General features: G+C 35.3%; 22 protein-coding genes. 15 read left to right on the plus strand and 7 right to left on the minus strand.

Features of this window, described 5'->3' with window-relative positions:
- Positions 1–13: 13 nt before the first annotated feature.
- Both ACZZZT_RS17445 and ACZZZT_RS17450 read right to left on the minus strand, forming a co-directional pair.
- Complete coding sequence (locus ACZZZT_RS17445) at positions 14–3,178, minus strand: efflux RND transporter permease subunit (RefSeq protein ID WP_073393881.1); 3,165 nt, start codon at positions 3,176–3,178, stop codon at positions 14–16.
- A gap of 6 nt (positions 3,179–3,184) precedes the next feature.
- The gene (locus ACZZZT_RS17450) at positions 3,185–4,339 is read right to left on the minus strand and encodes an efflux RND transporter periplasmic adaptor subunit (RefSeq protein ID WP_463461333.1); all 1,155 of its coding nucleotides are present in this window, start codon (positions 4,337–4,339) and stop codon (positions 3,185–3,187) included.
- A gap of 263 nt (positions 4,340–4,602) precedes the next feature.
- Here ACZZZT_RS17450 and ACZZZT_RS17455 point away from each other — a divergent pair, with 263 nt between their 5' ends.
- From ACZZZT_RS17455 to pdxR, 11 genes are all read left to right on the plus strand, one after another.
- The gene (locus ACZZZT_RS17455; RefSeq protein WP_463461334.1) at positions 4,603–4,980 is read left to right on the plus strand and encodes a hypothetical protein; all 378 of its coding nucleotides are present in this window, start codon (positions 4,603–4,605) and stop codon (positions 4,978–4,980) included.
- A gap of 184 nt (positions 4,981–5,164) precedes the next feature.
- Entirely contained in the window at positions 5,165–5,644 is a 480-nt protein-coding gene (locus tag ACZZZT_RS17460; RefSeq protein WP_463462459.1) for a sensor histidine kinase, read from the plus strand.
- Positions 5,644–6,375: a LytR/AlgR family response regulator transcription factor gene (locus tag ACZZZT_RS17465; RefSeq protein ID WP_463461335.1), complete on the plus strand. Its 732-nt coding sequence runs from the start codon at positions 5,644–5,646 to the stop codon at positions 6,373–6,375. The genes ACZZZT_RS17460 and ACZZZT_RS17465 overlap by 1 nt, the downstream gene beginning before the upstream one ends.
- 10 nt (positions 6,376–6,385) lie before the next feature.
- Positions 6,386–6,679, plus strand: a complete 294-nt coding sequence (locus tag ACZZZT_RS17470) for a DUF3861 domain-containing protein (RefSeq protein ID WP_318802613.1) — start codon at positions 6,386–6,388, stop codon at positions 6,677–6,679.
- A 137-nt stretch (positions 6,680–6,816) separates the two neighbouring features.
- A complete protein-coding gene (locus tag ACZZZT_RS17475; protein ID WP_463461336.1) occupies positions 6,817–7,212 on the plus strand; it encodes a tautomerase family protein in 396 nt (131 codons plus the stop codon).
- 193 nt (positions 7,213–7,405) lie between these two features.
- Positions 7,406–7,906, plus strand: a complete 501-nt coding sequence (locus ACZZZT_RS17480; RefSeq protein ID WP_463461337.1) for a glycoside hydrolase family 130 protein — start codon at positions 7,406–7,408, stop codon at positions 7,904–7,906.
- Between the two features lie 38 nt (positions 7,907–7,944).
- Positions 7,945–8,403 carry a glycoside hydrolase family 130 protein gene (locus ACZZZT_RS17485; RefSeq protein ID WP_463462460.1) on the plus strand — a complete coding sequence of 153 codons (459 nt, stop codon included), beginning with the start codon at positions 7,945–7,947 and terminating at the stop codon, positions 8,401–8,403.
- Positions 8,404–8,479: 76 nt separating this feature from the next.
- Positions 8,480–9,367 carry a dienelactone hydrolase family protein gene (locus tag ACZZZT_RS17490; RefSeq protein WP_463461338.1) on the plus strand — a complete coding sequence of 296 codons (888 nt, stop codon included), beginning with the start codon at positions 8,480–8,482 and terminating at the stop codon, positions 9,365–9,367.
- 47 nt (positions 9,368–9,414) lie between these two features.
- On the plus strand, positions 9,415–10,344 hold the full coding sequence (locus ACZZZT_RS17495; RefSeq protein WP_463462461.1) for a GlxA family transcriptional regulator: 930 nt from the start codon (positions 9,415–9,417) through the stop codon (positions 10,342–10,344).
- 339 nt (positions 10,345–10,683) lie between these two features.
- Positions 10,684–11,250: a cysteine hydrolase family protein gene (locus tag ACZZZT_RS17500; protein WP_463461339.1), complete on the plus strand. Its 567-nt coding sequence runs from the start codon at positions 10,684–10,686 to the stop codon at positions 11,248–11,250.
- Positions 11,251–11,307: 57 nt separating this feature from the next.
- A complete protein-coding gene (pdxR, locus tag ACZZZT_RS17505; protein ID WP_463461340.1) occupies positions 11,308–12,720 on the plus strand; it encodes a MocR-like pyridoxine biosynthesis transcription factor PdxR in 1,413 nt (470 codons plus the stop codon).
- 135 nt (positions 12,721–12,855) lie between these two features.
- Here pdxR and ACZZZT_RS17510 read toward each other — a convergent pair whose 3' ends face one another.
- The 3 genes from ACZZZT_RS17510 to ACZZZT_RS17520 all read right to left on the minus strand — a co-directional run bounded on the left by ACZZZT_RS17510 (position 12,856) and on the right by ACZZZT_RS17520 (position 14,335).
- Positions 12,856–13,473, minus strand: a complete 618-nt coding sequence (locus ACZZZT_RS17510; RefSeq protein WP_463461341.1) for a MarR family winged helix-turn-helix transcriptional regulator — start codon at positions 13,471–13,473, stop codon at positions 12,856–12,858.
- Between the two features lie 284 nt (positions 13,474–13,757).
- Positions 13,758–14,021: a DUF2024 family protein gene (locus tag ACZZZT_RS17515; RefSeq protein ID WP_463461342.1), complete on the minus strand. Its 264-nt coding sequence runs from the start codon at positions 14,019–14,021 to the stop codon at positions 13,758–13,760.
- An 86-nt stretch (positions 14,022–14,107) separates the two neighbouring features.
- Entirely contained in the window at positions 14,108–14,335 is a 228-nt protein-coding gene (locus tag ACZZZT_RS17520; RefSeq protein ID WP_463461343.1) for a thioredoxin family protein, read from the minus strand.
- A gap of 204 nt (positions 14,336–14,539) precedes the next feature.
- Here ACZZZT_RS17520 and ACZZZT_RS17525 point away from each other — a divergent pair, with 204 nt between their 5' ends.
- A complete protein-coding gene (locus ACZZZT_RS17525) occupies positions 14,540–15,271 on the plus strand; it encodes a YggS family pyridoxal phosphate-dependent enzyme (RefSeq protein ID WP_463461344.1) in 732 nt (243 codons plus the stop codon).
- 29 nt (positions 15,272–15,300) lie between these two features.
- Positions 15,301–16,014, plus strand: a complete 714-nt coding sequence (locus ACZZZT_RS17530) for an AAA family ATPase (protein WP_463461345.1) — start codon at positions 15,301–15,303, stop codon at positions 16,012–16,014.
- A gap of 270 nt (positions 16,015–16,284) precedes the next feature.
- On the opposite strand, the gene ACZZZT_RS17535 is transcribed toward ACZZZT_RS17530, so the two are convergent.
- A complete protein-coding gene (locus ACZZZT_RS17535; RefSeq protein WP_463461346.1) occupies positions 16,285–18,666 on the minus strand; it encodes a hypothetical protein in 2,382 nt (793 codons plus the stop codon).
- A 60-nt stretch (positions 18,667–18,726) separates the two neighbouring features.
- Positions 18,727–18,966 carry a hypothetical protein gene (locus tag ACZZZT_RS17540; RefSeq protein ID WP_302095737.1) on the minus strand — a complete coding sequence of 80 codons (240 nt, stop codon included), beginning with the start codon at positions 18,964–18,966 and terminating at the stop codon, positions 18,727–18,729.
- Positions 18,967–19,273: 307 nt separating this feature from the next.
- On the opposite strand from ACZZZT_RS17540, the gene ACZZZT_RS17545 reads away from it, so the two are divergent.
- Both ACZZZT_RS17545 and ACZZZT_RS17550 read left to right on the plus strand, forming a co-directional pair.
- On the plus strand, positions 19,274–20,152 hold the full coding sequence (locus tag ACZZZT_RS17545; RefSeq protein ID WP_463461347.1) for a helix-turn-helix domain-containing protein: 879 nt from the start codon (positions 19,274–19,276) through the stop codon (positions 20,150–20,152).
- Between the two features lie 72 nt (positions 20,153–20,224).
- A complete protein-coding gene (locus ACZZZT_RS17550; RefSeq protein ID WP_463461348.1) occupies positions 20,225–21,061 on the plus strand; it encodes an SDR family oxidoreductase in 837 nt (278 codons plus the stop codon).
- The last annotated feature ends 60 nt before the right edge of the window (positions 21,062–21,121 follow it).

Here is a 21,121-nt window from a genome sequence, read left to right on the forward strand (position 1 = left end):
GTCTTTTAAATTACTACTCTTTATGAGCTTCTATCAATTGAACTTCTTCATCATCATCTTCATCGTAACCATCTTTTGCAGGTCCGCTCACTTTTTCCTGTAAAGTCTGGAAAACGATAAACAATACCGGAATTACGAATACTCCCAAAATGGTTCCGATTAACATACCTCCAACAGCTCCCGTACCAATCGATTTGTTACCAACAGCTCCGGCTCCTGAAGCAAACATTAAAGGCACAAGTCCTAAAATAAAAGCAAAAGAGGTCATTAAAATTGGTCGCAAACGCGCTACAGCTCCTTCAATAGCAGCCTGAACAATTGGCAATCCTTTTCTTCTTCTGTCCAAAGCAAATTCAACAATCAAAATACCGTTCTTCGCCAGCAATCCAATCAACATGATTAAGGAAATCTGCAAATAAATATTACTGTTTAGTTTGAATATGATCGAGAACAAATAAGCTCCGGCCAATCCAAACGGAATAGAGAACAATACAGCAAAAGGCAAAATATAACTCTCATATTGAGCACTTAACAAGAAGTAAACAAATACAAGACACAATATAAAGATGAAAATAGTTTCACTTCCTGATGCTAACTCTTCACGCGTTAAACCTGAAAATTCATATCCATAACCTGCAGGTAAATTTTCGGCCGCAACTTCCTGAATCGCTTTAATGGCATCTCCCGAACTAAAGCCCGGATTTGGCGCTCCTGTAATAGAAATCGAAGTAAACAAGTTAAATCTTGAAATAGATTCCGGACCAAAAACCCTTGTCATTTTTACAAACTCTGTAATTGGCGCCATGTTTCCTGAAGCGTTTCTAACAAAAATTTTATTTAGTCCTTCTGTATTAGTTCTAAATTCTGGTGATGCCTGAATCATGACACGGTATTGTTTCCCGAATTTATTGAAATTCGAAGCGTACAAACCTCCATAATACCCTTGCATTGTAGACAAAATGGTATTGATTGGAACTCCTGCATCTTTGGCTTTTGCCAAATTTATATCCATCATATATTGAGGGAAACCAGGATTAAATGGCGTTGTAGCATATTGTATCTCAGGACGTTTTGATAATTTCTCCAGAAAATCAACATTTACTTTATAGAATTCGGCCGTTGTATGGCCTCCTTTATCCTGTAATTGGAATTCGAATCCACCACTTTGTCCAAATCCCTGAATGGTTGGCGGTGAAATGAAGAATATATTAGCTTCACGAATACCGCTCGTTTTGGCAAAAAGCTGACCAATTACATCATTAACACTTAATTCACGTTTGTCCCAGGTTTCCAATTTTACAATAACCATACTGTAAGCACTACCTGCTCCGGCTGTAAAGTTTTGCCCCACAATACGAAGTGTATTTTTAACTCCCGGAATGGTCTTAGCAATACTATCGACTCTTTTGGCAATTACATCAGAACGTTCCATCGAAGCTGATGGCGGTAAACTAATGTTGGCGAAAACAGTTCCCTGATCTTCCGCAGGAACGAAAGCAGACGGTGTGGTTTTCATCATATAAAATAAAGCTGCACCGGCAATTAAAATCGAAGCCAATACAATCCATTTTTTAACAGAAAGAAAACTTACCGAACGTTTGTATCGCTCTGTTACATTATCAAATGCAACGTTAAACGCCGTATAAAAACGCTGAATAAAACTTTTATGTTTGTGATCGTCTGCATGTGGTTTCAATAATAAAGCACATAAAGCCGGACTTAATGTTAAGGCATTAATCGCAGAAAGAATAATCGCAACTGCTAACGTAATACCAAATTGTTTGTAGAAAACTCCCGTAGATCCTGTAATAAAGGTAACCGGAATAAATACCGCCGCCATTACTAATGTAATCGAAATAATTGCTCCAGAAATTTCATCCATCGCATCGATTGTAGCTTTCTTAGCCGATTTATAACCGTGATCGAGTTTGGCATGCACCGCCTCGACGACCACAATCGCATCATCGACCACAATACCAATGGCAAGAACCATTGCAAAAAGCGTCAATAAGTTAATCGTAAATCCAAATAAATTCAGGAAGAAAAATGTTCCTACAATCGCAACCGGAACTGCAATTGCCGGGATTAATGTAGATCTGAAATCCTGAAGGAAGATAAAAACTACGATGAAAACCAGAATAAAAGCTTCAATCAAAGTATGAATTACTTTTTCGATAGAAGCATCCAGATTTTCGTTAACATCCACAAGAAGCGTATATTTCACTCCTTTTGGGAAATTTTTTGCTGCCTCTTCAATTAGCTTTTTAGAATTGTTAATTACGTCACGGGCATTAGAACCAGGCGTTTGGCTAATTGCCATCGCTGCAGATTCTACACCGTTTGTTTTAATTGTCGAAGAATAGCTCAATGATCCTAATTCTACTTTTGCTACATCTTTCAATCGTAAAACCTGTCCGTTTCCAACAGATTTTATAACAATATCTCCAAATTCCTGAGCGCTTGTTAAACGTCCTTTATATTTAATTACGTATTGAAAAGCCTGATTTCCGTTTTCACCAAATTTACCCGGTGCAGCTTCGATATTTTGTTCTGCCAAAGCAGCCGAAATATCACTTGGGATCAATTTGTATTGCTGCATGATATCTGGTTTTAGCCAAATTCTCATCGAGTAATCTTTTGCACCAAAAACGGTTACATCTCCTACCCCAACGACACGCTGAATTTGAGGGACAAGATTAATCTTCGCATAATTTTGAAGGAAAGTCTGGTCGTAAGCTTTATCATCGCTATATAGCGAGAATATCAACAAGTTACTACTCTGGCTTTTCGTAACTGTTACACCGGCCTGAGTTACCTCTACAGGTAATAAACTGGTGGCTCTGGAAACCCTGTTTTGCACGTTTACCGCAGCCAAATCTGGATTTGTTCCAACTTTAAAGAATATTTTTATAGATGCATTACCATCATTTGTTGCTGTAGAAGTCATGTAAGTCATGTTTTCTACACCATTAATTTGCTCTTCCAGCGGAATTACGATACTTTTAAGTACCACATCTGCGTTGGCTCCTGTATAACTTGCCGAAACGTTTACCGTTGGCGGGGCAATATCAGGATATTGGGAAATAGGAAGCTCTATAAGCCCTAAAACACCTAAAATGACAATAATAACCGATATTACTGTCGAGAGTACAGGTCTTTGAATGAATATTTTAAACATGTATTTTTATTTTAAGTCTGCGTAAACAGTTTCAGCATTCTGATTTTGAGTTTTAATCTCAGTTCCTTCTTTTAAAGAGGCAACTCCTTCTAAAACAATCTGATCTCCGGCTTTTAAACCGCTTGTTACCACATAATAATTTCCGGCTTTATTTTCTAAAATCGTAATATTTGCGTTTTTGGTTTTACCGTCTTTTCCAACTGTTACAGCGAAAATTTTATCCTGAAGCTCAAACGTAGCACTTTGCGGAATAATTAATCCCTCTTTTACCTGAGTCGGAATTCTAACTGTTGCGCTGCTTCCGCTTCTGATGATTCCTCTTGGGTTTGGAAAACGAGCTCTGATGTTTACAGAACCAGTTTCTGTATTAATTAATCCGTTTACAGTTTCAATTTTTCCTTTTTCTCCGTAAATTGATCCATCAGAAAGTAATAAAGAAACTTGTGGCAATTGTTTAATTTTTTGTGCCAATGTTCCGGAACCTTCACTAAAACTTAAAAGTACTTTTTCGTTCATTGCAAAATACGCATAAACGTTTCCGATACTGGAAACTGTCGTTAAAGGTTCGGCATTATTTGAACTTACTAAACTTCCTAAACGAAATGGAATTGATCCTACAACTCCATCAACCGGACTTGTAACCGTAGTATAACCCAAATTAGTTCTTGCATTTACCAAACTTGCATTGGCCTGAGCCAAAGTTGCCAAAGCAGAATCATAATTATACTGAGCTGTTTCCAGTTCGTATTTACTAATGATTTCTTTCTCAACAAGCGGTTTTACTTTATTTACAGCCAATTTTGCTGAACTTACCGCTGCCTGAGCACTTTTAATGCTTGCTGTTGCGGTACGAACTTCCTGCTCATATTCTGGAGCGCTGATTTTAAACAAAGGCTGTCCTGCTCTTACAACCGCACCTTCATCAACATAAATCTTGTCAATGTAACCTTCTACTCTAGGACGAATTTCTATATTCTGCTGTCCCTGTATACTTGCCGGATAATCAGTATTTAAAGTTGCTGATTCTGGCTGTATTACCAGTGTTTTATATTCTTTAACTTGTCCTGCAGCAGCGGCCTGAGCTGCTTTGTCATCTTTTTTACCACACGAGACGATAATAACAGATGCTGCGAAAATGCTTAAAAGTGATTGCTTATTCATTGGATATAATGTGATTTCTATAATTACGCTAACAAAATAAATGAATTAAGTTACGTAAAAATTTTCGAATAGACGAAGAGCGACGCACAATCGATAGAGATAACCTTAGAACCGATGGATTTTTATTTAAATTAAACGAGTGTTTAATTTTAAAATTCGTCGGCTCTAATATCGTTTTTAAAGGCTGTAAATCTCTCTATAGCGATTGCTTTAAAATTGCATTCAAATAAAATGTAATATTGCCCTTAAAAAAAGAAAATATAATGTGGACAAACATCTTTAGACCCTATTTATTTGCAGGATTACACCTTCTCGGCTGGTTGTTATTGGGATTTCTAATGTTGTTTTACATTCCTTTAACCTGGAATGTAATTCTGCCTTCTGTTTTTTGGCTTTGGCAGATTATTGTACTCTTTTTGCTGATTATCATATTTTATTCTAATGCTAAAATCATCGTTCCAAAAACTATTATAAAAGACAATACTTCTCTGTTTTTAATCTGGGCTTTTCTCGCAATTGTAGCCATGCAGCTTATCGCCTATTTTTATACTTCGCAAACAGATCTTCATGCAAAAGTGAGTCTTGTTTTGGGTTTTAAAAAAATAGAAATCCTTATTTTGATAATTATGCTTTTATGCTGACTTTAATGGTTTTAGGCATCAGTACAAGTTTATCGATGTTACAGTATTGGCAGAAAGCCGCGCAACACAAGCAAAAACTGGAACAGGATAAAACAATGGCCGAACTGGCAATGTTGAAAGCACAGATAAATCCTCACTTTTTTTCAATTCGCTCAACAGTATTTATTCCCTTACTTATACTGATATCGAAGATTCTAGAAATGCGCTGCATACTTTAAGCAGAATGATGCGCTATTTACTTTATAGTACCGAAGAAACTACGACTTTGCTGAAAGAAGCCGAATTTATGAGAGATTTTATTGCTTTGATGAAACTTCGTGCCAACAGCAAATTAACGATTACAACAGATATTCCGGAAAAAATACAGGATTACCCAATTGTTCCAATGTTATTACTACCTTTAGTAGAGAATGCTTTTAAACATGGTGTTCATGCTACTGACAAAAGTGAAATACATATTTCGCTCAGGCAAAATGGCAGCAATCTTGAATTTGAAGTCGAAAACACATATTTTGAAAAATCTGCCACGCCCAATGAAGGTGGTATCGGTTTAACAAATACAAAACGCAGGCTTCATTTAATTTACCCGCACAGGCATTCGCTAACCGCCGGAATAGCCAAAAATGGCATGTATAATGTAAAACTGCAAATAACTTTAGAATAATGACAGTATTAAAATGTATAGCAGTCGATGATGAACCTCTCGCATTAAAATTGGTGCAGACCTTTATTGATCAAACCCCTTTTTTAGAATTAACAGCGAGTTGTGATAATGCCGTTGAAGCCCTGACTTTAATTCGTGAGAAACAGCCCGATCTTGTTTTTTTGGATATTAATATGCCCAATTTAAGCGGAATGGAGCTTGCCAGACTTTTGCAGGAACAACCCGGAGCAGTCCCAAAAATTGTTTTTACAACAGCTTATAATCATTATGCTATTGAAGGTTATCGTGTAAATGCCATAGATTATCTTTTAAAACCTTTTAGTTACGAAGAATTTTTGCGTGCTGCCAATAAAGTATTACAAATAACAGAAGAATCTTCAAACCAATATCAGCCTATTACGGCAGATGACGAATTTATCTTTTTAAAAGTGGAATATCAATGGGTCCGAATTTCACTTAAAGATATAACCTATATCGAAAGTTTAAAAGATTACGTAAAGGTACATTTTGACGATTCTCAAAAAGCCATCCTTTCACTGATTTCCTTAAAAGCACTGGAAGAAAAATTACCATCATCAAAATTTATGAGAGTGCATCGTTCCTATATTGTGTCTCTCGAAAAAATAAGCGCCATCAGTAAAAACTCAATATTTATCGATAAAGCCGAAATAACTGTTGGCGAACAATACAAAGAAACCTTTAAGGCAATTGTCGATAAATGGATTAAATAGATTAAATGTTATGGAAAAAAGAGCAAACAAATATTATCTTACACTAAGCCTGAAAGAATATGCAGACGGTCAAACTGAACCGGCAAAAGAACTTGGAATAGAGTTTACAAATCACGACGAAATATTTAGTATTATTGAAAGAATAAAAGATAAAAATATATTCGAAAATGATTCTGAAGCCACACAATTTGCACTTGGTTTGAAATTGTTTAGTGAAATCAAACTGAAACACCGCAAAAATCCGTTGTTTGACGAATTAAATGACGTGTTTCCTGTATTTATGAAGAAGCTTAAGAGTTTGTAAAAAAATACTTTTAGAAAGAAAAAATTAGCCACGAATTCACGAATTATTACTTATAAAATTCGTGAATTCGTGGCTAAAAATTTAAGTTTTTTATTATGTTTCAAACAGAGCTTCTATCTTTGTATAAAAACTAAGAAATGCCATTTGTACGTATCAGTCTTCCTAAGAAACTTTCGCAGGAAACAAAAAATAAAATCTCACAATCAGTTCATCAGTCATTAATAGCAGAATTTCATATTCCGGAAGATGATTATTTTCATGTTATTGAAGAACTCGAAACACATCAGATAAAATATCCTGAAAGCTATCTTGGAATTTCACATTCTGAAAACATAATCTACGTTCAAATCATTGCAGGACAAGGAAGAACATTAGAACAGAAAAAGAAATTATACCATAAAATTGCTACTACAATTTCTTCCGAAACTGAAATTACCATTAACAATATAATCATCGTTCTTTTAGAAAATAATGGATTAGAAAACTGGTCCTTTGGCAATGGCGAAATTCAGGAACCCAAACATTTAAAGTAAAAAAATTTGGCCACGAATTGCACTAATTTTCACTAATTTTCTTTTTGATTTCACTCCCAAAAGTTTAATTTTTCATTCGTGAAAATTAGTGCAATTCGTGGCAGACTTCTTCTAATTATGAAACAATTTTAAAATTTTATGTAAATCTAAGCTCATTAAATTTAGGTAATTTTAGATTCCAAAATAGGAGATTATGATACGTAAACACGGATTAATTATTACAAAAACAGCATTAGATTTTGAAGTTGAAGGAGTTTTAAATCCCGCTGTTATTGCGGTCGACGGAAAAATTCACATTTTTTACAGAGCTGTTGCTTTAGGAAATCATTCTACAATAGGCTATTGCCGGCTTTCTGATCCCCTTACTATCGAAGAAAGATACGACCATCCTGTAATTGTTCCGGAAATGCCAAATGAAGAATACGGCGTTGAAGATCCGAGGATTGTGAAAATTGATGATCTTTATTATCTTTCCTATTGCGGTTACGACGGCGCAAATGCTTTTGGCTGCGTTGCCACTTCCAAAGATTTAAAAACTTTTGAGAAACATGGTATTATAGTTCCGCAAATGAGCGGCGATGAACTTCGGTCACTTATCAAAAATCAACAGGATTTAAATATTAAATATTTTCAGCCAAGTACCGGAAGCGCTTATGTCTGGGATAAAAACGTAGTTTTTTTCCAAGAAGAATAAACGGAAAATTACACTTTTTACACCGCATTCGTCCCGGAATTCAAATGGCTGCCGTAAACACTCTTGATGAATTAACTCCCGAATTTTGGCGAGAATATATGCTTGATTTTAAAAATCATATTGTTTTAGATCCAAAATTTACACACGAATTAAGCTATTTAGGCAACGGCGCACCGCCAATAGAAACCGAACACGGCTGGCTTTTAATATATCACGGCGTTCACGATACTATAAACGGCTATATGTACGTGGCTTGCGCTGCACTTTTAGACCTTGATAACCCTACAAAAGAAATTGCACGCTTACCTTATCCTCTATTTATTCCCGATCAGCCCTGGGAACTAAAAGGATATGTAAACTACGTTTGTTTTCCAACCGGAACTGTTTTAATTGATGACGAACTTTATATCTATTATGGTGCTGCCGATGAAGGTATCGCATGTGCATCTGTAAGTGTCAGTACCTTGTTAAAAGAATTACTCGCGAATAAAATTTAGGCCTTTTCATTCTTTATTTGAAACAATAAGAATTATAAAGCAGTTTATTTCTTAAATTAGTTTCAAAATTAAAGTCATGGAAAAATTAACCAAAGAAGATATCAGTCAGGAAGTATTTGATTTATATGACGATTATGCGCATAATAAAATCAACCGAAGACAATTTGTAGAAAAACTTTCCATTTTTGCGGTTGGATCACTTACACTTCCATCGCTTTTAAGCTTTATGACACCCAATTATGTCGACAGTATTTTAATTCAGCCCACAGATCCCAGAATAAAAAGCGGCTACATCAATTATGATTCTCCAAAAGGAGGCGGAAGCATTAAAGGGCTTTTGTCTCAGCCATCAGATAACAAAAAGAAATTACCCGGAATAATTGTTGTTCACGAAAATCGCGGTTTAAATCCTTACATCGAAGATGTTGGAAGAAGAGCCGCTATAGAAGGATTCATAACTATTGCTCCGGATGCATTATCGCCATTAGGCGGTTATCCCGGTAACGACGACGACGGACGTGAATTGCAAAAGAAACGAACCCGCGAAGAAATGCTGGAAGATTTTATTGCCGCATACGAATATCTCAAATCGCATAAAGACTGCAACGGCTCTGTTGGTGTAGTAGGTTTTTGCTTTGGTGGATGGATTTCGAATATGCTGGCGGTAAAAATACCAACTTTAAAAGCCGCAGTTCCTTATTACGGCGGACAGCCAACAAAAGAAGAAGCTGAAAAAATCAAAACACCATTATTATTACATTACGCTGGTTTAGACACACGCGTAAACGAAGGCTGGCCTGCGTTTCAGGAAGTTCTCAATAAAAATAAAGTCGAAAATACAGCTTATTTTTATCCCAACGTAAATCATGGTTTTCATAATAACACAACACCAAGATATGATGAAACTGCTGCTACTCTATCCTGGACAAGAACAATTGATTTTTTTAAGGAAAAATTGAAATAAAGCACCCATTCTCAAATGACAAAATCAAAATCTACGGTTTTTTTTATATTCCTAAAGACATTTCTTTACTTGATTTAAGCGGTGTTGTCGAAGTTTTTCAGGAAGCCAATAATCTGGGTTTTGATTATGAACTGAAGTTTATTAGCAGTGAATCTTCCATAAAATCAAATTCAGGTTTAGAACTTTCTTCTTTAGTTCATTTTTCTAAAACTGCTCCGCAAAAAGATGATATTGTTATTATTTCGGGATTTAGTACACAACAAATAGATTTACTTCAGGAGGATAATTTGTTTTTTAATTGGCTGCATACAGCAAATGCGAACCAAACCACGATTTGCAGTGTATGTACGGGAGCATTTCTATTGGCAAAATCAAGACTTTTAGATCATAAAGAATGTACAACACACTGGAAACTTCTGGAAAAACTCAAAAATGATTTTCCGCTTTTAAAACCTCAAAAAAATACACTTTTCACAAAATCAGAGAATATTTATACGAGTGCCGGAATTGTAACGGGAATTGATTTGGCTCTATTTCTAATTGAAGAAAGGCACGGAAAAGACATTACAAATAAAATTGCCAAGGAACTTGTTGTTTATAAACGGCGAAACGGAACTGACGAACAGGAAAGCGTTTATTTGCAAAACAGAAATCATCGCGACGAAAAAATTCATACTATTCAGGATTGGATTATCTATAACTTAGAAAAAACATCAACTATTGATTCTCTGGCCGATTTGGTTTATGTAAGTCCGCGAAATTTAACGCGTATTTTTAAAAAAGAAACCGGAATTACTATCGCCGAATACCGCACAAAACTAAGGATTGAAAAAGCCAAAAGTCTGCTGGCGAATTCAGATTATAAAATAGAACATATTGCCCATTTATGTGGCTACAAAACTTCGAAACAACTAAGAGCTGTGCTGGAAGAACACCTTGATGCCTTGCCAACTGCACTTAAAATGATACTGTCTTAAAAAACACAAATTGCACGAATTTGCACAAATTTCAATTGTTAACTTAGTTGTTGAATTAATTTCACAAATTAATTAGTGTCAATTAGTGAAATCTGTGTTTGTCTTTATAGTTTCAAATAGTTGGTCTCAAAACGACTATTGTTTGTCCTTTTTCTGTAATTAGTTCACAAGTACATTTGTATCAACAATTAAAAACAATCTGTTTAGGTGTAATTGTTTTTAACACATAGCTATGTGTGAAGAAACAAGTTTCTTTTTGATTTACTTTTTTCAAAATCATAAAATCTATGTTTCTATGTGTTAAAATAAATACACTCAAACACTTAAAAAAAGATACAAATGAAACTTAGAGAAAAAAATGCAGCATTAATTTTAATTGATGTTCAAAAAGGTTTTAATGACGAAGATTACTGGGGCGGCAACCGAAATAATAAAGATGCAGAAGCTAAAATTGCTCAAATCCTTGAAAAATGGAGGTCACTTCAACTACCTGTTTTTCATATTGTTCATAGTTCTGTACATCCAAATTCAAAACTTCACGCTTCAAACCCGGGGTTTGAGATCAAAGAGGAAGCAAAACCAATTGACGGTGAACCTGTAATTACAAAAAACGTCAATAGCGCTTTTATTGGAACAGATTTAAAAGAAAGGCTCGATAATCAAAAAATTACAAACCTTGTTATTGTGGGCTTAACCACAAATCATTGTGTTTCTACAACAACCAGAATGGCAGGAAATTACGGATACGACAATTTGCTTATCGCCGATGCAACCGCCACTTTTGACCGAATTGGAATAAATGGAGAAAAATTCGATTCGGAATTGATTCACCAAACTTCTCTCGCTAGTTTAAATGGCGAATTTGCAGAAGTAATCACTACCGAAAAATTGTTGGAATTGGTATAAAAAATGTAAATTTGGACTATTAGTTTTGCAACTTTCAAACATAAACAAATAGTCCAGATGTTACGACCTTGGGAATTTGAAATTCAGTTGAATAAAAAATCACATAAAGCACTTTATCTGCAAATTGCCGATGCTATAATTAATGCCATTAAATCCGGTAACTTAACCAGTGGCAACGCTTTACCCGGAAGCAGACAGCTTGCAGGTTTATTAAACGTAAACAGAAATACAGTAATTGAAGCACTTGACGTTTTAATTGCCGAAGGCTGGTTAATTACGATGGATCGGAAAGGAACTTTTATCGCCGATATATTGCCAGAGATTATTCGAAGTGCAAAAAATCAGGAAAAAACTAGTGTAATTATCGAAGAAGCAAAACCGCATCTTGTTTTTGATGACGGACTTCCGGACAGCCGTCTCGCTCCTATGAATGATCTGGCTCGTGCCTACAGAGAGATTTTTAACAGAAAATCGCGTTGGCAAATAATGGGTTACAGCAACGAACTTGGTGATATTGAGTTTAGAAAAGCCATAGTGCAAATGCTGAATTTTAAAAGAGGAATGAATGTTTCTCCCGATCAAATTTGCATTACCCGTGGCAGTCAGATGGCGATGTATCTGGCGGCACATTCTCTGTTTACAAATGGTGATTATGTGATGATTGAAAATCCCGGATATAAACCTGCCTGGGAAGCTTTTGAAAATGCCGGCGCGAGTTTGCTGCCCGTAAATGTGGCTTCGGATGGTTTGAATGTAGATGAAGTCGAAGTGTATTTAAAAAAATACAATACTATAAAAGCCATTTATGTTACACCACATCATCAATTTCCAACGACGGTTACGATGAGTTTAAAGAAAAGATTAAAACTTATCGAACTTTCTAATCAATACGGTTTTACAATTATTGAAGATGATTACGATAATGAATTCCACTTTGGCCAGCGTCCTATTTTACCTATTTCCAGTTACAGTAATGCTCAAAACTTTATTTACATTGGTACTTTAAGCAAAATTGTCGCTCCGGCATTGCGAATTGGTTATTTGGCGAGTTCTGCCGAAATCGTACAAAAAGTAGCCAAACACCGTAAAATGATTGATGTTCAAGGAGATAATATTATGGAAGAAGCCATTTTGAATCTTATAAACGAAGGAAAAATCAAAAGACATCTGAAAAAAACCAATCTGATATATAAAACGAAAAGAGATTTGTTCGAAATGCTTTGCAATCAGCACCTTAAAGATAAAGTTACCTTTACAAAACCAGAAGGCGGTTTGGCTTTTTGGATGGTTCCAAATGCTAAAACGGATACAAAAGCAGTTTGTGAAAAATTGCTAAGCAAAGGCATAAAACTAATGGATCCTGAAAAATTTAGTTATGGAAACCCCGTTTCTGGTTTTAGATTGGGATATGCTTCTTTAACCGAACAACAAATGGAAGAAGGAATTATAGCACTTTCAAAATTGCTGTAAACGCGCAGGTTTATGATCCTACTGCGAGAACATAAGTATAAAAACAACACGAATTTCACTAATTGCCGCTAATTTTCGTTCGTTAAATTAATTTCAGAAACGAAGCTAAGTATCGAAATTTGTGTTTAAAATTGATTATACTATTTGTGTCCAGATGGTAGGTTTATGATCAGAACAATCTATTCTAATATCATTTGATTCTAATTTGATATTCATCAACTGACAATATTTCGCTTTATTTTCTTCAGAATAATAATGGCAATTAGAACACGTATTCTGAAGATTAATAATCTGCAAATGGTTCAATTGCTGAAGTAACGAACTAATAGTTCTCCACAAAATCAATTTATCATTTTTAATTGTTGAAGCCACCATATCGTATAACGGATCTGTAAAGTCTTCGATTAAAAGCACTATTTCCAGGCCTTTCGGCGTTAATGCAACTGTGTAACTTCTGGAATCGTCAGGCTGTATTTCTTTCGATATATATTGTTTGTGTTCCAAAATCTTAACCGTATCGCTCACAGTGGCTTTTGTCAAATTAAATTCTTTCGCTAAATAACTTACGGTCGATTTATTTTTAGAATGATACTTTATAAATATTAAAAGCTGAATCTGAATTGGACTTAAATCATATTTCTTTGCCTTTTCCCACAACAAAACCTTGAAAACCTGCGACAAACGCTCAAATCCAGCTACAATTTTCCCTTCAATATGGCTGTTTTGAATCTCTAAATCAAAAATATTTTTCATAATAATAACAAATAAAATAGACTGAAAGCCCCCAAACTTCCAGTCTATAAGATTAATGCGTTGCGTTTTCAAGCTTTGTCAAAGTTTAAAACTTTGACAAAGCTCTAAACAGACAAACTGAAAGTCAGTCTATAACATTAATACGTTAATTATAGGATTAAAAAGATTTTTATTTCTCGCAGATTTTAAAAAAGATTTAAGCAGATATACGCAGATGATTATCAAAATTAAATCTGCTAAAATCTTTTAAAATCTGCGAGAAAAACTTTAAAACACAAATTGAATTAATAACAATTCTCCATTTCAATAATCGAAAATCCATTTTTAAGAATCTGATTTTCAATATCCGCTGGCGCTTTATCGATGTGGCAAAATCTGCATTCGTTTGAAGTTAAAGGCTGACCATCTTGTAAAACCGTTTTAAGGTAACTTTTACCATATTCAAAAACCTGTTTTGTGTCGGTTGTATTTTCGTCAACAAGAATATCAAAATGCATCACTTTTCCGTCTTTTCGGGTTACATAAGTATCCCATACTGCTACTTTCATAATGTTATATTTATATGTTTTTAATGATTTATTTTTCTTAAAATGATATAAAAACCTCTCTGCAATAGTCCAGAGAGGTATTTTATTCAGCCAATTACATCTGCCATTGAAGCACCAAAATTAATGTGCAATACATTTCCGTTTGGCGTTACCAGAGCCGGAACAGATTGAATACCTGCTTTTTGAGCTTCTGCAATTCGGGATCTGTCTTCTCCTATATTGACTACTTCAACATCTTTAACTAAATTTAAAATGTCGTGTTCTGCGCTTACACAAACCGGGCAGCCTGCATGATAAAAAATTGATTTACTCATTTGATTTGTTTTTTAGTTAAACTTATTTTCTGAGACAAAATTAGTCAGGATACCTAACCATTAAATGATCCAGTTTTATCATTTATAAGCGATTACTGGTCCAGCAATAATTTTTAAAACAGAAAAATCACCTCAAAACTGGACTGTATAAAATAGCACAAACTGGATCATAAACACATTCCAGATGATTTGTAATTTTGTACTATGAAAGAGAATATCCTATATAATTTGAAACAGGTTCACGCCCGCATTGAAAATGCCTGTAAAGCTTCTGGCAGAAAAGCATCAGATGTTCAGCTTTTACTGGCCACTAAAACTGTTCCTGCAGCAAAAATCAGAATTGCAATTGAAGCCGGAGAAAGCTTAATTGGGGAAAATAAAATGCAGGAATTCCGCGATAAAGATGCTGAATTAAAGGATTTAAATATCGAACGACATTTTATTGGGCATTTGCAAACCAACAAAATAAAAGACGTTTTGAAATACGTAACCTGCATTCAGTCCTTAGACCGATTGAACCTTGCACAGGAATTACACAAACAATTGCAAAAAGAAAACCGAAATCTGGATGTTTTTATACAAGTCAATACGTCATTTGAAGAAAGTAAATTTGGACTATCTCCTGCAGAAGTAATTCCTTTTATCAAAGAAATAAAAAAGTATGACACTTTAAAAATCAAAGGGTTAATGACAATTGGTTTATTAGATGTAGAAAAAGAAAAAATGTTGCCGTCACTTCGCCTTTTAAAAGAAATCAGAGATGATATTTATGCCGAAAAAGCAACAGGAATAACCGATTTGAAGCTTTCAATGGGAATGTCACAGGATTTGGAATTGGCTATAGCCGAAGGTTCAAATTTGGTTAGAATAGGAACTTCTATCTTTGGAAACCGGCTTTTAGGAAAAGAAATATGGAATGAGAATATTGCAGAATAAAATCTAATTTTGCAGCAAATAAAATCTAAATGAATCTATACGAACTCACCGTAAATGATACTGAAAAAATTGCTTTGAATGATTTACTTTTTAGTGATGAAAACAAAGATGCTTTATTGCAAACCATTAAAGAGCATCAATATCTTGACGAATTAAAAAAATATAATCTTCAGGTTGACAATAAGATACTGCTACACGGGCATTCCGGTTGTGGCAAGACAACAACTGCAAAAGCGATTGCTACAGCTTTGAACAAAAATATCGTGATCATCAATCTAAGTACTTTAATTAATGCGCGAATTGGAGAAACTTCTAAAAATGTAAAAGCTATTTTTGACAAAGCAATTCGCGAAAAAGCAGTTTTATTTTTAGATGAATTTGATCAGATAGGAAAAAGCCGTGACAGCGAAGACAAAGATGTTGCAGAAATGAAACGTCTCGTAAACACCATTATTCAGTTGATGGATTATTTTCCTAGCGAAAGCTTACTTATCTGTGCAACAAATCATTATCATAACATTGATACCGCTTTATTGAGGAGATTTCAAATAAGATTAAAGTTTGAAATGCCAAATGAAAGCGAACTTGATGTTTATTATGATAAAATCCTTGCTCCTTTTCCTATTCATTTACAAGATATTCAACGCAAATACAATGTTTCGTACGCTGAAGCAAAAGATTATGTTCATACCACAATGAAAAAGCAGATTATTGCTGAATTGGAACTTAGGAATAACTATTAAAAAAACAACACATTAACGCAATCATAGCAAACATAGCCAGCGGTTTCAACCGTTGGAGCGCAATCCATTATCACGTTATGTTTTTCTTTATTGCGTTTTCATGAGATGTTCGTGATGTGTTTATCATACGTCTCCCACGGTTGAAACCGTGGACTATATTGGAATACGTTGAATTTCAACAGATATAAATTAAAAAAACAGAGTTTAGAAGATGAATTCTAAACTCTGTTGCCAATAACTAACCTAACCAAAATAAAGTATAAAATATTTTTATCTGCGTCCTCTAAAACCGCCTCCGCCTCTAAAGCCTCCACCATTTCTAAATCCGCCGCCATTAACTCCACCGCTTCGCTGTAAATTTTGAAAATTTCGCGTTTGTGTTTCTCCTCTGTCCCTTGCAAAATCAGAATGATTTAGACCATCAATTGTATTGGAATGACCTGCTTCACCAAGTGGTTTATTGGGTTCACCTAAAACTCTGTCTTGTTTTTGCAGATTATTATTTTGAATTTTATTTCCCGCATTCTGAATTTTATCTCCCGAATGTTGCGTAGATCCTAAAGTTCCGGCCTGAGTCCAGCCTCCGTTTCCGTTATTATAATGGCTCCAGTTCCCGTTGGCGTCTTTTTTATAAACATGACCGTCATGTCCGGCATATAGTCCATTATCCGTACGTACAGTAGTTCCTCCACCTCTGTGATGCGTAATTACACCCTCTTTTCCTCCCGAAGTTTGATACCCAACTACAGTTCCCCTTCTTGTGGTTACGTGTCCTGACTGCACCCAATCATGTCCATTTGACGCCGCAGAATGTCCCCATTGTGCATACGCGTTATGTCCCTGCGCTGTAGCACCATAATTTCCTGTCCACGGATTGTAAGCATGCGCCACCGTACGACCGCCATACCAGCCTTGCACGCTCGCTGCACGTCCATATCTTCCGGTTGCAGGATTATACCATGCAGCACTTCCTGCCGATCCGTAAGGACCATAAACGGCTCTTCCGGCCGCCCAACCGCCTGTCCAGGGATTATAAACTGCTCCAACACCGTACGTACAAGGCCATGGACGATAGATTGGATACATCGGGCCATAATAAAAATACGGCGGATAGTAAAACCCTGTTCCATAAGTTAATATGGCGCCAAACATGGCACCAACTATAAAAGCACCAAAATAACCCGCTGTTGTACTGCTTTCTACAGTTGTATCTGTAACATTTGTCTGGGTAACATAAGTAACATTGTAAACCGGAGAGCTTGGCGGAATAGTATAAATTTCTGTTGGAACTGAATTTGTAACTTTCCAGGGACCGTTTGGCGTTGTAGACATAAACCAAACTGCCTGAAAACACAGATAATATAAATCCCCGACCTTTATCACTTTTTCCTGCGTATTGCTCGCATATTGAAGCGACGTTCCTTCAATGGACTTAAACTGTGGGGCTCCGTCATAATTTACCTTTGCTTTAGCTTCGGCATCAGCTTTTTTTACGATTGCCGTTGTAGGTACCTGAGCCAATAATACGGCATCAGACGCTTCCTGAGTTCCAGGTACGGAAGGCAATACGCTTGCACGGGGAGAATCTTTTGGGATTTTTGCAAAATCTGCAGGTAAACTAGTCGTGGCATAACTCCATGGCCCGGTTAATTCTTTAGATTTAAACCATCTTCCTGATAGCAGAACATAATATTGCCCGTCTTTTTCATCGGCAAAAACATCATTATCGGTATTATCAATATACATCAATTGCGTTCCCGGTATTTTTACAAATTTGGGAGCGCCATTTACTGCAATAAGTTCTGCAGGTTTATTGCTAAAGAAAACCTCAAGATTTTCATTTACGGTTGGTGGCGGCACTACTTTTTTGACATCATCAAAATTTTGACCAGAAGGTAACTTACTCATTTCCTTTGGCAGGCTTTGTGTTTTTGCCCATTTTCCTTTTAAATCTGTGGCTGTAAGCCATACATTTTCGACCAATAAATAGTATTTTTTTGAAGGTTTATCAAAAAACAAATCCCAATTTGTATTTACCACATAACTCAGGTTTGTTTTTTCTATTGGAGCCAAAACGGGTTCGCCCTGAACAATCAGCAAAATTGATGGATTAGCACTGTAAAAAATCTCCGGCGGGTCATTTTTTACTGCCACACCTTTTGGCGGATTGTTGGTACGGCTTAAATCTGCCATAATACGATCTAAGGCAATTGGGTTTCCTCCTTTTGGAATCAGTTCTTTGAAGAGTTTTTCCATCTGTGGTTCTGATTTTTCATCAAGAGCAGGAAATCTCACATCTGTAACTGTCAGATTTTTAAGAAACACATTTCTGGTATCTTTATCCACCAGCGTTTCTGATTTCATAGAAGCAACGCCCAAAACCTCTTTTCCGCCTTTTGGAGTGAGAGAAAAGGCTACATCTGCTGTTATTTCCTTAAAATCTTTCCATTGATCAACTTGTGGCTGGTAATAAACCAGTTTCGATCCATTAAGGCTTACCTCGCGCGGCCATCCAATATCTGTTGCTGCAATTGAATCTGAGGTGTTTGATTTTATTACTTCGGCAAAATTTTCATCTTTTTTATCCTTTTTACAGGATAAAACAATAAAAAAAGTGCAGAATACCACTATCATAAAAAGTCCTTTTTTCATAATTATTTTATTCTTTGATTCTACTTGATTTTGAATTCTTGATTTTATGGGTTTCTGTTATTATTCTTTTCTGATAAGATAAATCAGTATTTCTTCTTCTAATTCTTTCGATAAATTTTCAAATTCTAATTTATGGCGAAAGTCTTTTTCAAACTTTTTCCTGTATTTTTCAGTATTCGCTTTACTATCACAATAATCATCACACATGGTTTTAAATTTATCATCTATCAAATACAAGATCTTTAGAGATTCTATATATTCGGCAAATTTTGCGTTATATAATTCGTTAGGAAGAGACATAAATATGATTTTGTATTTAATAATTAGGTAAAATTTAAATCCTCAAAACAATACAAACAGATTCGAAACAATCCGATAAACACTTTATTTTTGGTACTCACTAAATTATAAATAACTCTTACACAAAATCTTACAAATAGGTTTCATTCTATAAAATGAAACATCAATTATGCTATTTTGAAACATCAAAAAATGAAAAAAGTCATTTTTAAAGATCTGAGCGTCTTCAAAATATATTTATATTAGCGTTGCAAATTCCAATAAATCAAAAGATTAAAATCAATTTTAATTCAAAACAACCCAAACAATGACAACAGATATTATCGAATTGAATGATTTTATTGTTTTGATTGAACAATCGAATGCCGAAAAAACATTCATCCAGAAATGTGAAATTGATGGTGATGCCGTAGGATTTGCTTTTTATGGTTCGGGAAATGTCGAATTGGAAATAAAACACAACCAGCAAACCAAATACCTGACCAATACAACCGGTTTGGCGATTTGTTTTTTTGGAAATCAAAAGGTAGAATTCTCTCATAAAATTGAACCTGATAAACCTTTACAGTCGATTAGTATTTTTTCTAAACTAAAAAACATGCACTTATTATCTCAGGCAGAAAAAGAGATTTTTGAGAAACATTTGCCCGATTTATTAAATCCGAAAGAACATTTCGTAAAAGGTCCTTCGTTTTATATGACGCTTGATATGCAGCTTGCTGTTCAAAAAATCTTCAATACAACTTATACCGGAAATACGAGATTGCTCTTTTTGAAAAGCCAGATAAACGAGCTTCTTTCTCACTTTTATGGATTACTGCCAAGCGATCAAAAAAGTGATTTTTCGGAAAAAGATAAAAACAAATTATTTCAGGCCAAAGAAATCGTAACGCATAACTATTCGCAACCGCCATCGATTACACAACTCTCTAAAATGGTTGGACTTAACAGCAACAAGTTAAAAAAGAACTTTAAGGAGCTATTTGGCATTCCGGTTTTCAAATACATTCAGGAAGAGCGACTAAACAAAGCTTATGAACTTTTGCAAAATACTGACAAAACAGTCCAGGAAGCAGCTTGGGATGTAGGTTATGAAAGTTTAAGTTCTTTCTCAAATGCCTTCTTTAAAAAATTTGGGACCCGACCAAATGACGTCAGACAAAAATGCTTTTCAAACAAATCATAATTCTTTTGCAACAAATGATTTGATTCATTACTAAACACCTTTGTATCAGTATTCACTTTAAAAGATATTGATATGAAAACACAGAAAATTTTAGTTCTTGGAGCTAACGGAAAAACAGGAAGCCGTGTAATTGAACGCTTGCAAAACAATAAAAATGTCGAAACTAAAATAGGTTCGCGTACTGCAAAAACACCTTTTGACTGGGAAAATCCTGAAACATGGAATGCTGTTTTAACCGGAACAGATGCTGTTTATATCACTTTTCAACCCGATTTAGCAGTTCCCTCGGCAGCAGAAATCATTCAGAAATTTACCTTTTTAGCCTCAAAACTTGGTGTTCAAAAAATGGTTTTACTATCCGGAAGGGGCGAAAAAGAAGCGCAGGTTTGTGAAGAAATAGTAAAAAACACAGCCAAAAAATGGACAATTGTCAGAGCAAGCTGGTTCAATCAAAACTTTAGTGAAAGTTTCTTTCTAGACCCAATATTAGCCGGTTTTGTGGCCTTGCCAAGAGCAGAAGCACTCGAACCTTTTACAGATGCCAATGATATTGCGGATGTTGTTACAGAGTGTCTTTTGCAGGATAAACACAACGGTCAGACCTACGAACTTACAGGTCCGGAACTATTAACATTCGCACAAGCTGTTGCCAAAATTGCAGCAGCCAGCAATAAAAAAATTGAATTTCAGGCATTAAGTTTAGAAGAATATACCCAAATGCTACAGGAATATCAGGTTCCGGAAGATCATATTTGGCTGATTAATTATCTGTTTGAACAGGTTTTAGACGGGAGAAATTCTTCTGTAACAAATGACATTGAAAAGGTGCTTGGACGCAAAGCAACTGACTTTTCAGCCTACGCAAAAGAAGCAGCAAAAACCGGAATCTGGAATGCTATAAATGTCTAGTTTTAGTCTGATGAAGTATCTTAAAATTCTGCTGCCAGGTATCTTTGTATGGCTTTGTGT

It is taken from the genome of Flavobacterium sp. AC274 (genome assembly GCF_979258275.1).

Coding starts and splice junctions, on each gene's coding strand:
- ACZZZT_RS17445 (WP_073393881.1), bottom strand. CDS start 3,178: ATGTTTAAAATATTCATTCAAAGACCTGTACTCTCGACAGTAATATCG.
- ACZZZT_RS17450 (WP_463461333.1), bottom strand. CDS start 4,339: ATGAATAAGCAATCACTTTTAAGCATTTTCGCAGCATCTGTTATTATC.
- ACZZZT_RS17455 (WP_463461334.1), top strand. CDS start 4,603: ATGTGGACAAACATCTTTAGACCCTATTTATTTGCAGGATTACACCTT.
- ACZZZT_RS17465 (WP_463461335.1), top strand. CDS start 5,644: ATGACAGTATTAAAATGTATAGCAGTCGATGATGAACCTCTCGCATTA.
- ACZZZT_RS17470 (WP_318802613.1), top strand. CDS start 6,386: ATGGAAAAAAGAGCAAACAAATATTATCTTACACTAAGCCTGAAAGAA.
- ACZZZT_RS17475 (WP_463461336.1), top strand. CDS start 6,817: ATGCCATTTGTACGTATCAGTCTTCCTAAGAAACTTTCGCAGGAAACA.
- ACZZZT_RS17480 (WP_463461337.1), top strand. CDS start 7,406: ATGATACGTAAACACGGATTAATTATTACAAAAACAGCATTAGATTTT.
- ACZZZT_RS17490 (WP_463461338.1), top strand. CDS start 8,480: ATGGAAAAATTAACCAAAGAAGATATCAGTCAGGAAGTATTTGATTTA.
- ACZZZT_RS17500 (WP_463461339.1), top strand. CDS start 10,684: ATGAAACTTAGAGAAAAAAATGCAGCATTAATTTTAATTGATGTTCAA.
- pdxR (WP_463461340.1), top strand. CDS start 11,308: ATGTTACGACCTTGGGAATTTGAAATTCAGTTGAATAAAAAATCACAT.
- ACZZZT_RS17510 (WP_463461341.1), bottom strand. CDS start 13,473: ATGAAAAATATTTTTGATTTAGAGATTCAAAACAGCCATATTGAAGGG.
- ACZZZT_RS17515 (WP_463461342.1), bottom strand. CDS start 14,021: ATGAAAGTAGCAGTATGGGATACTTATGTAACCCGAAAAGACGGAAAA.
- ACZZZT_RS17520 (WP_463461343.1), bottom strand. CDS start 14,335: ATGAGTAAATCAATTTTTTATCATGCAGGCTGCCCGGTTTGTGTAAGC.
- ACZZZT_RS17525 (WP_463461344.1), top strand. CDS start 14,540: ATGAAAGAGAATATCCTATATAATTTGAAACAGGTTCACGCCCGCATT.
- ACZZZT_RS17530 (WP_463461345.1), top strand. CDS start 15,301: ATGAATCTATACGAACTCACCGTAAATGATACTGAAAAAATTGCTTTG.
- ACZZZT_RS17535 (WP_463461346.1), bottom strand. CDS start 18,666: ATGAAAAAAGGACTTTTTATGATAGTGGTATTCTGCACTTTTTTTATT.
- ACZZZT_RS17540 (WP_302095737.1), bottom strand. CDS start 18,966: ATGTCTCTTCCTAACGAATTATATAACGCAAAATTTGCCGAATATATA.
- ACZZZT_RS17545 (WP_463461347.1), top strand. CDS start 19,274: ATGACAACAGATATTATCGAATTGAATGATTTTATTGTTTTGATTGAA.
- ACZZZT_RS17550 (WP_463461348.1), top strand. CDS start 20,225: ATGAAAACACAGAAAATTTTAGTTCTTGGAGCTAACGGAAAAACAGGA.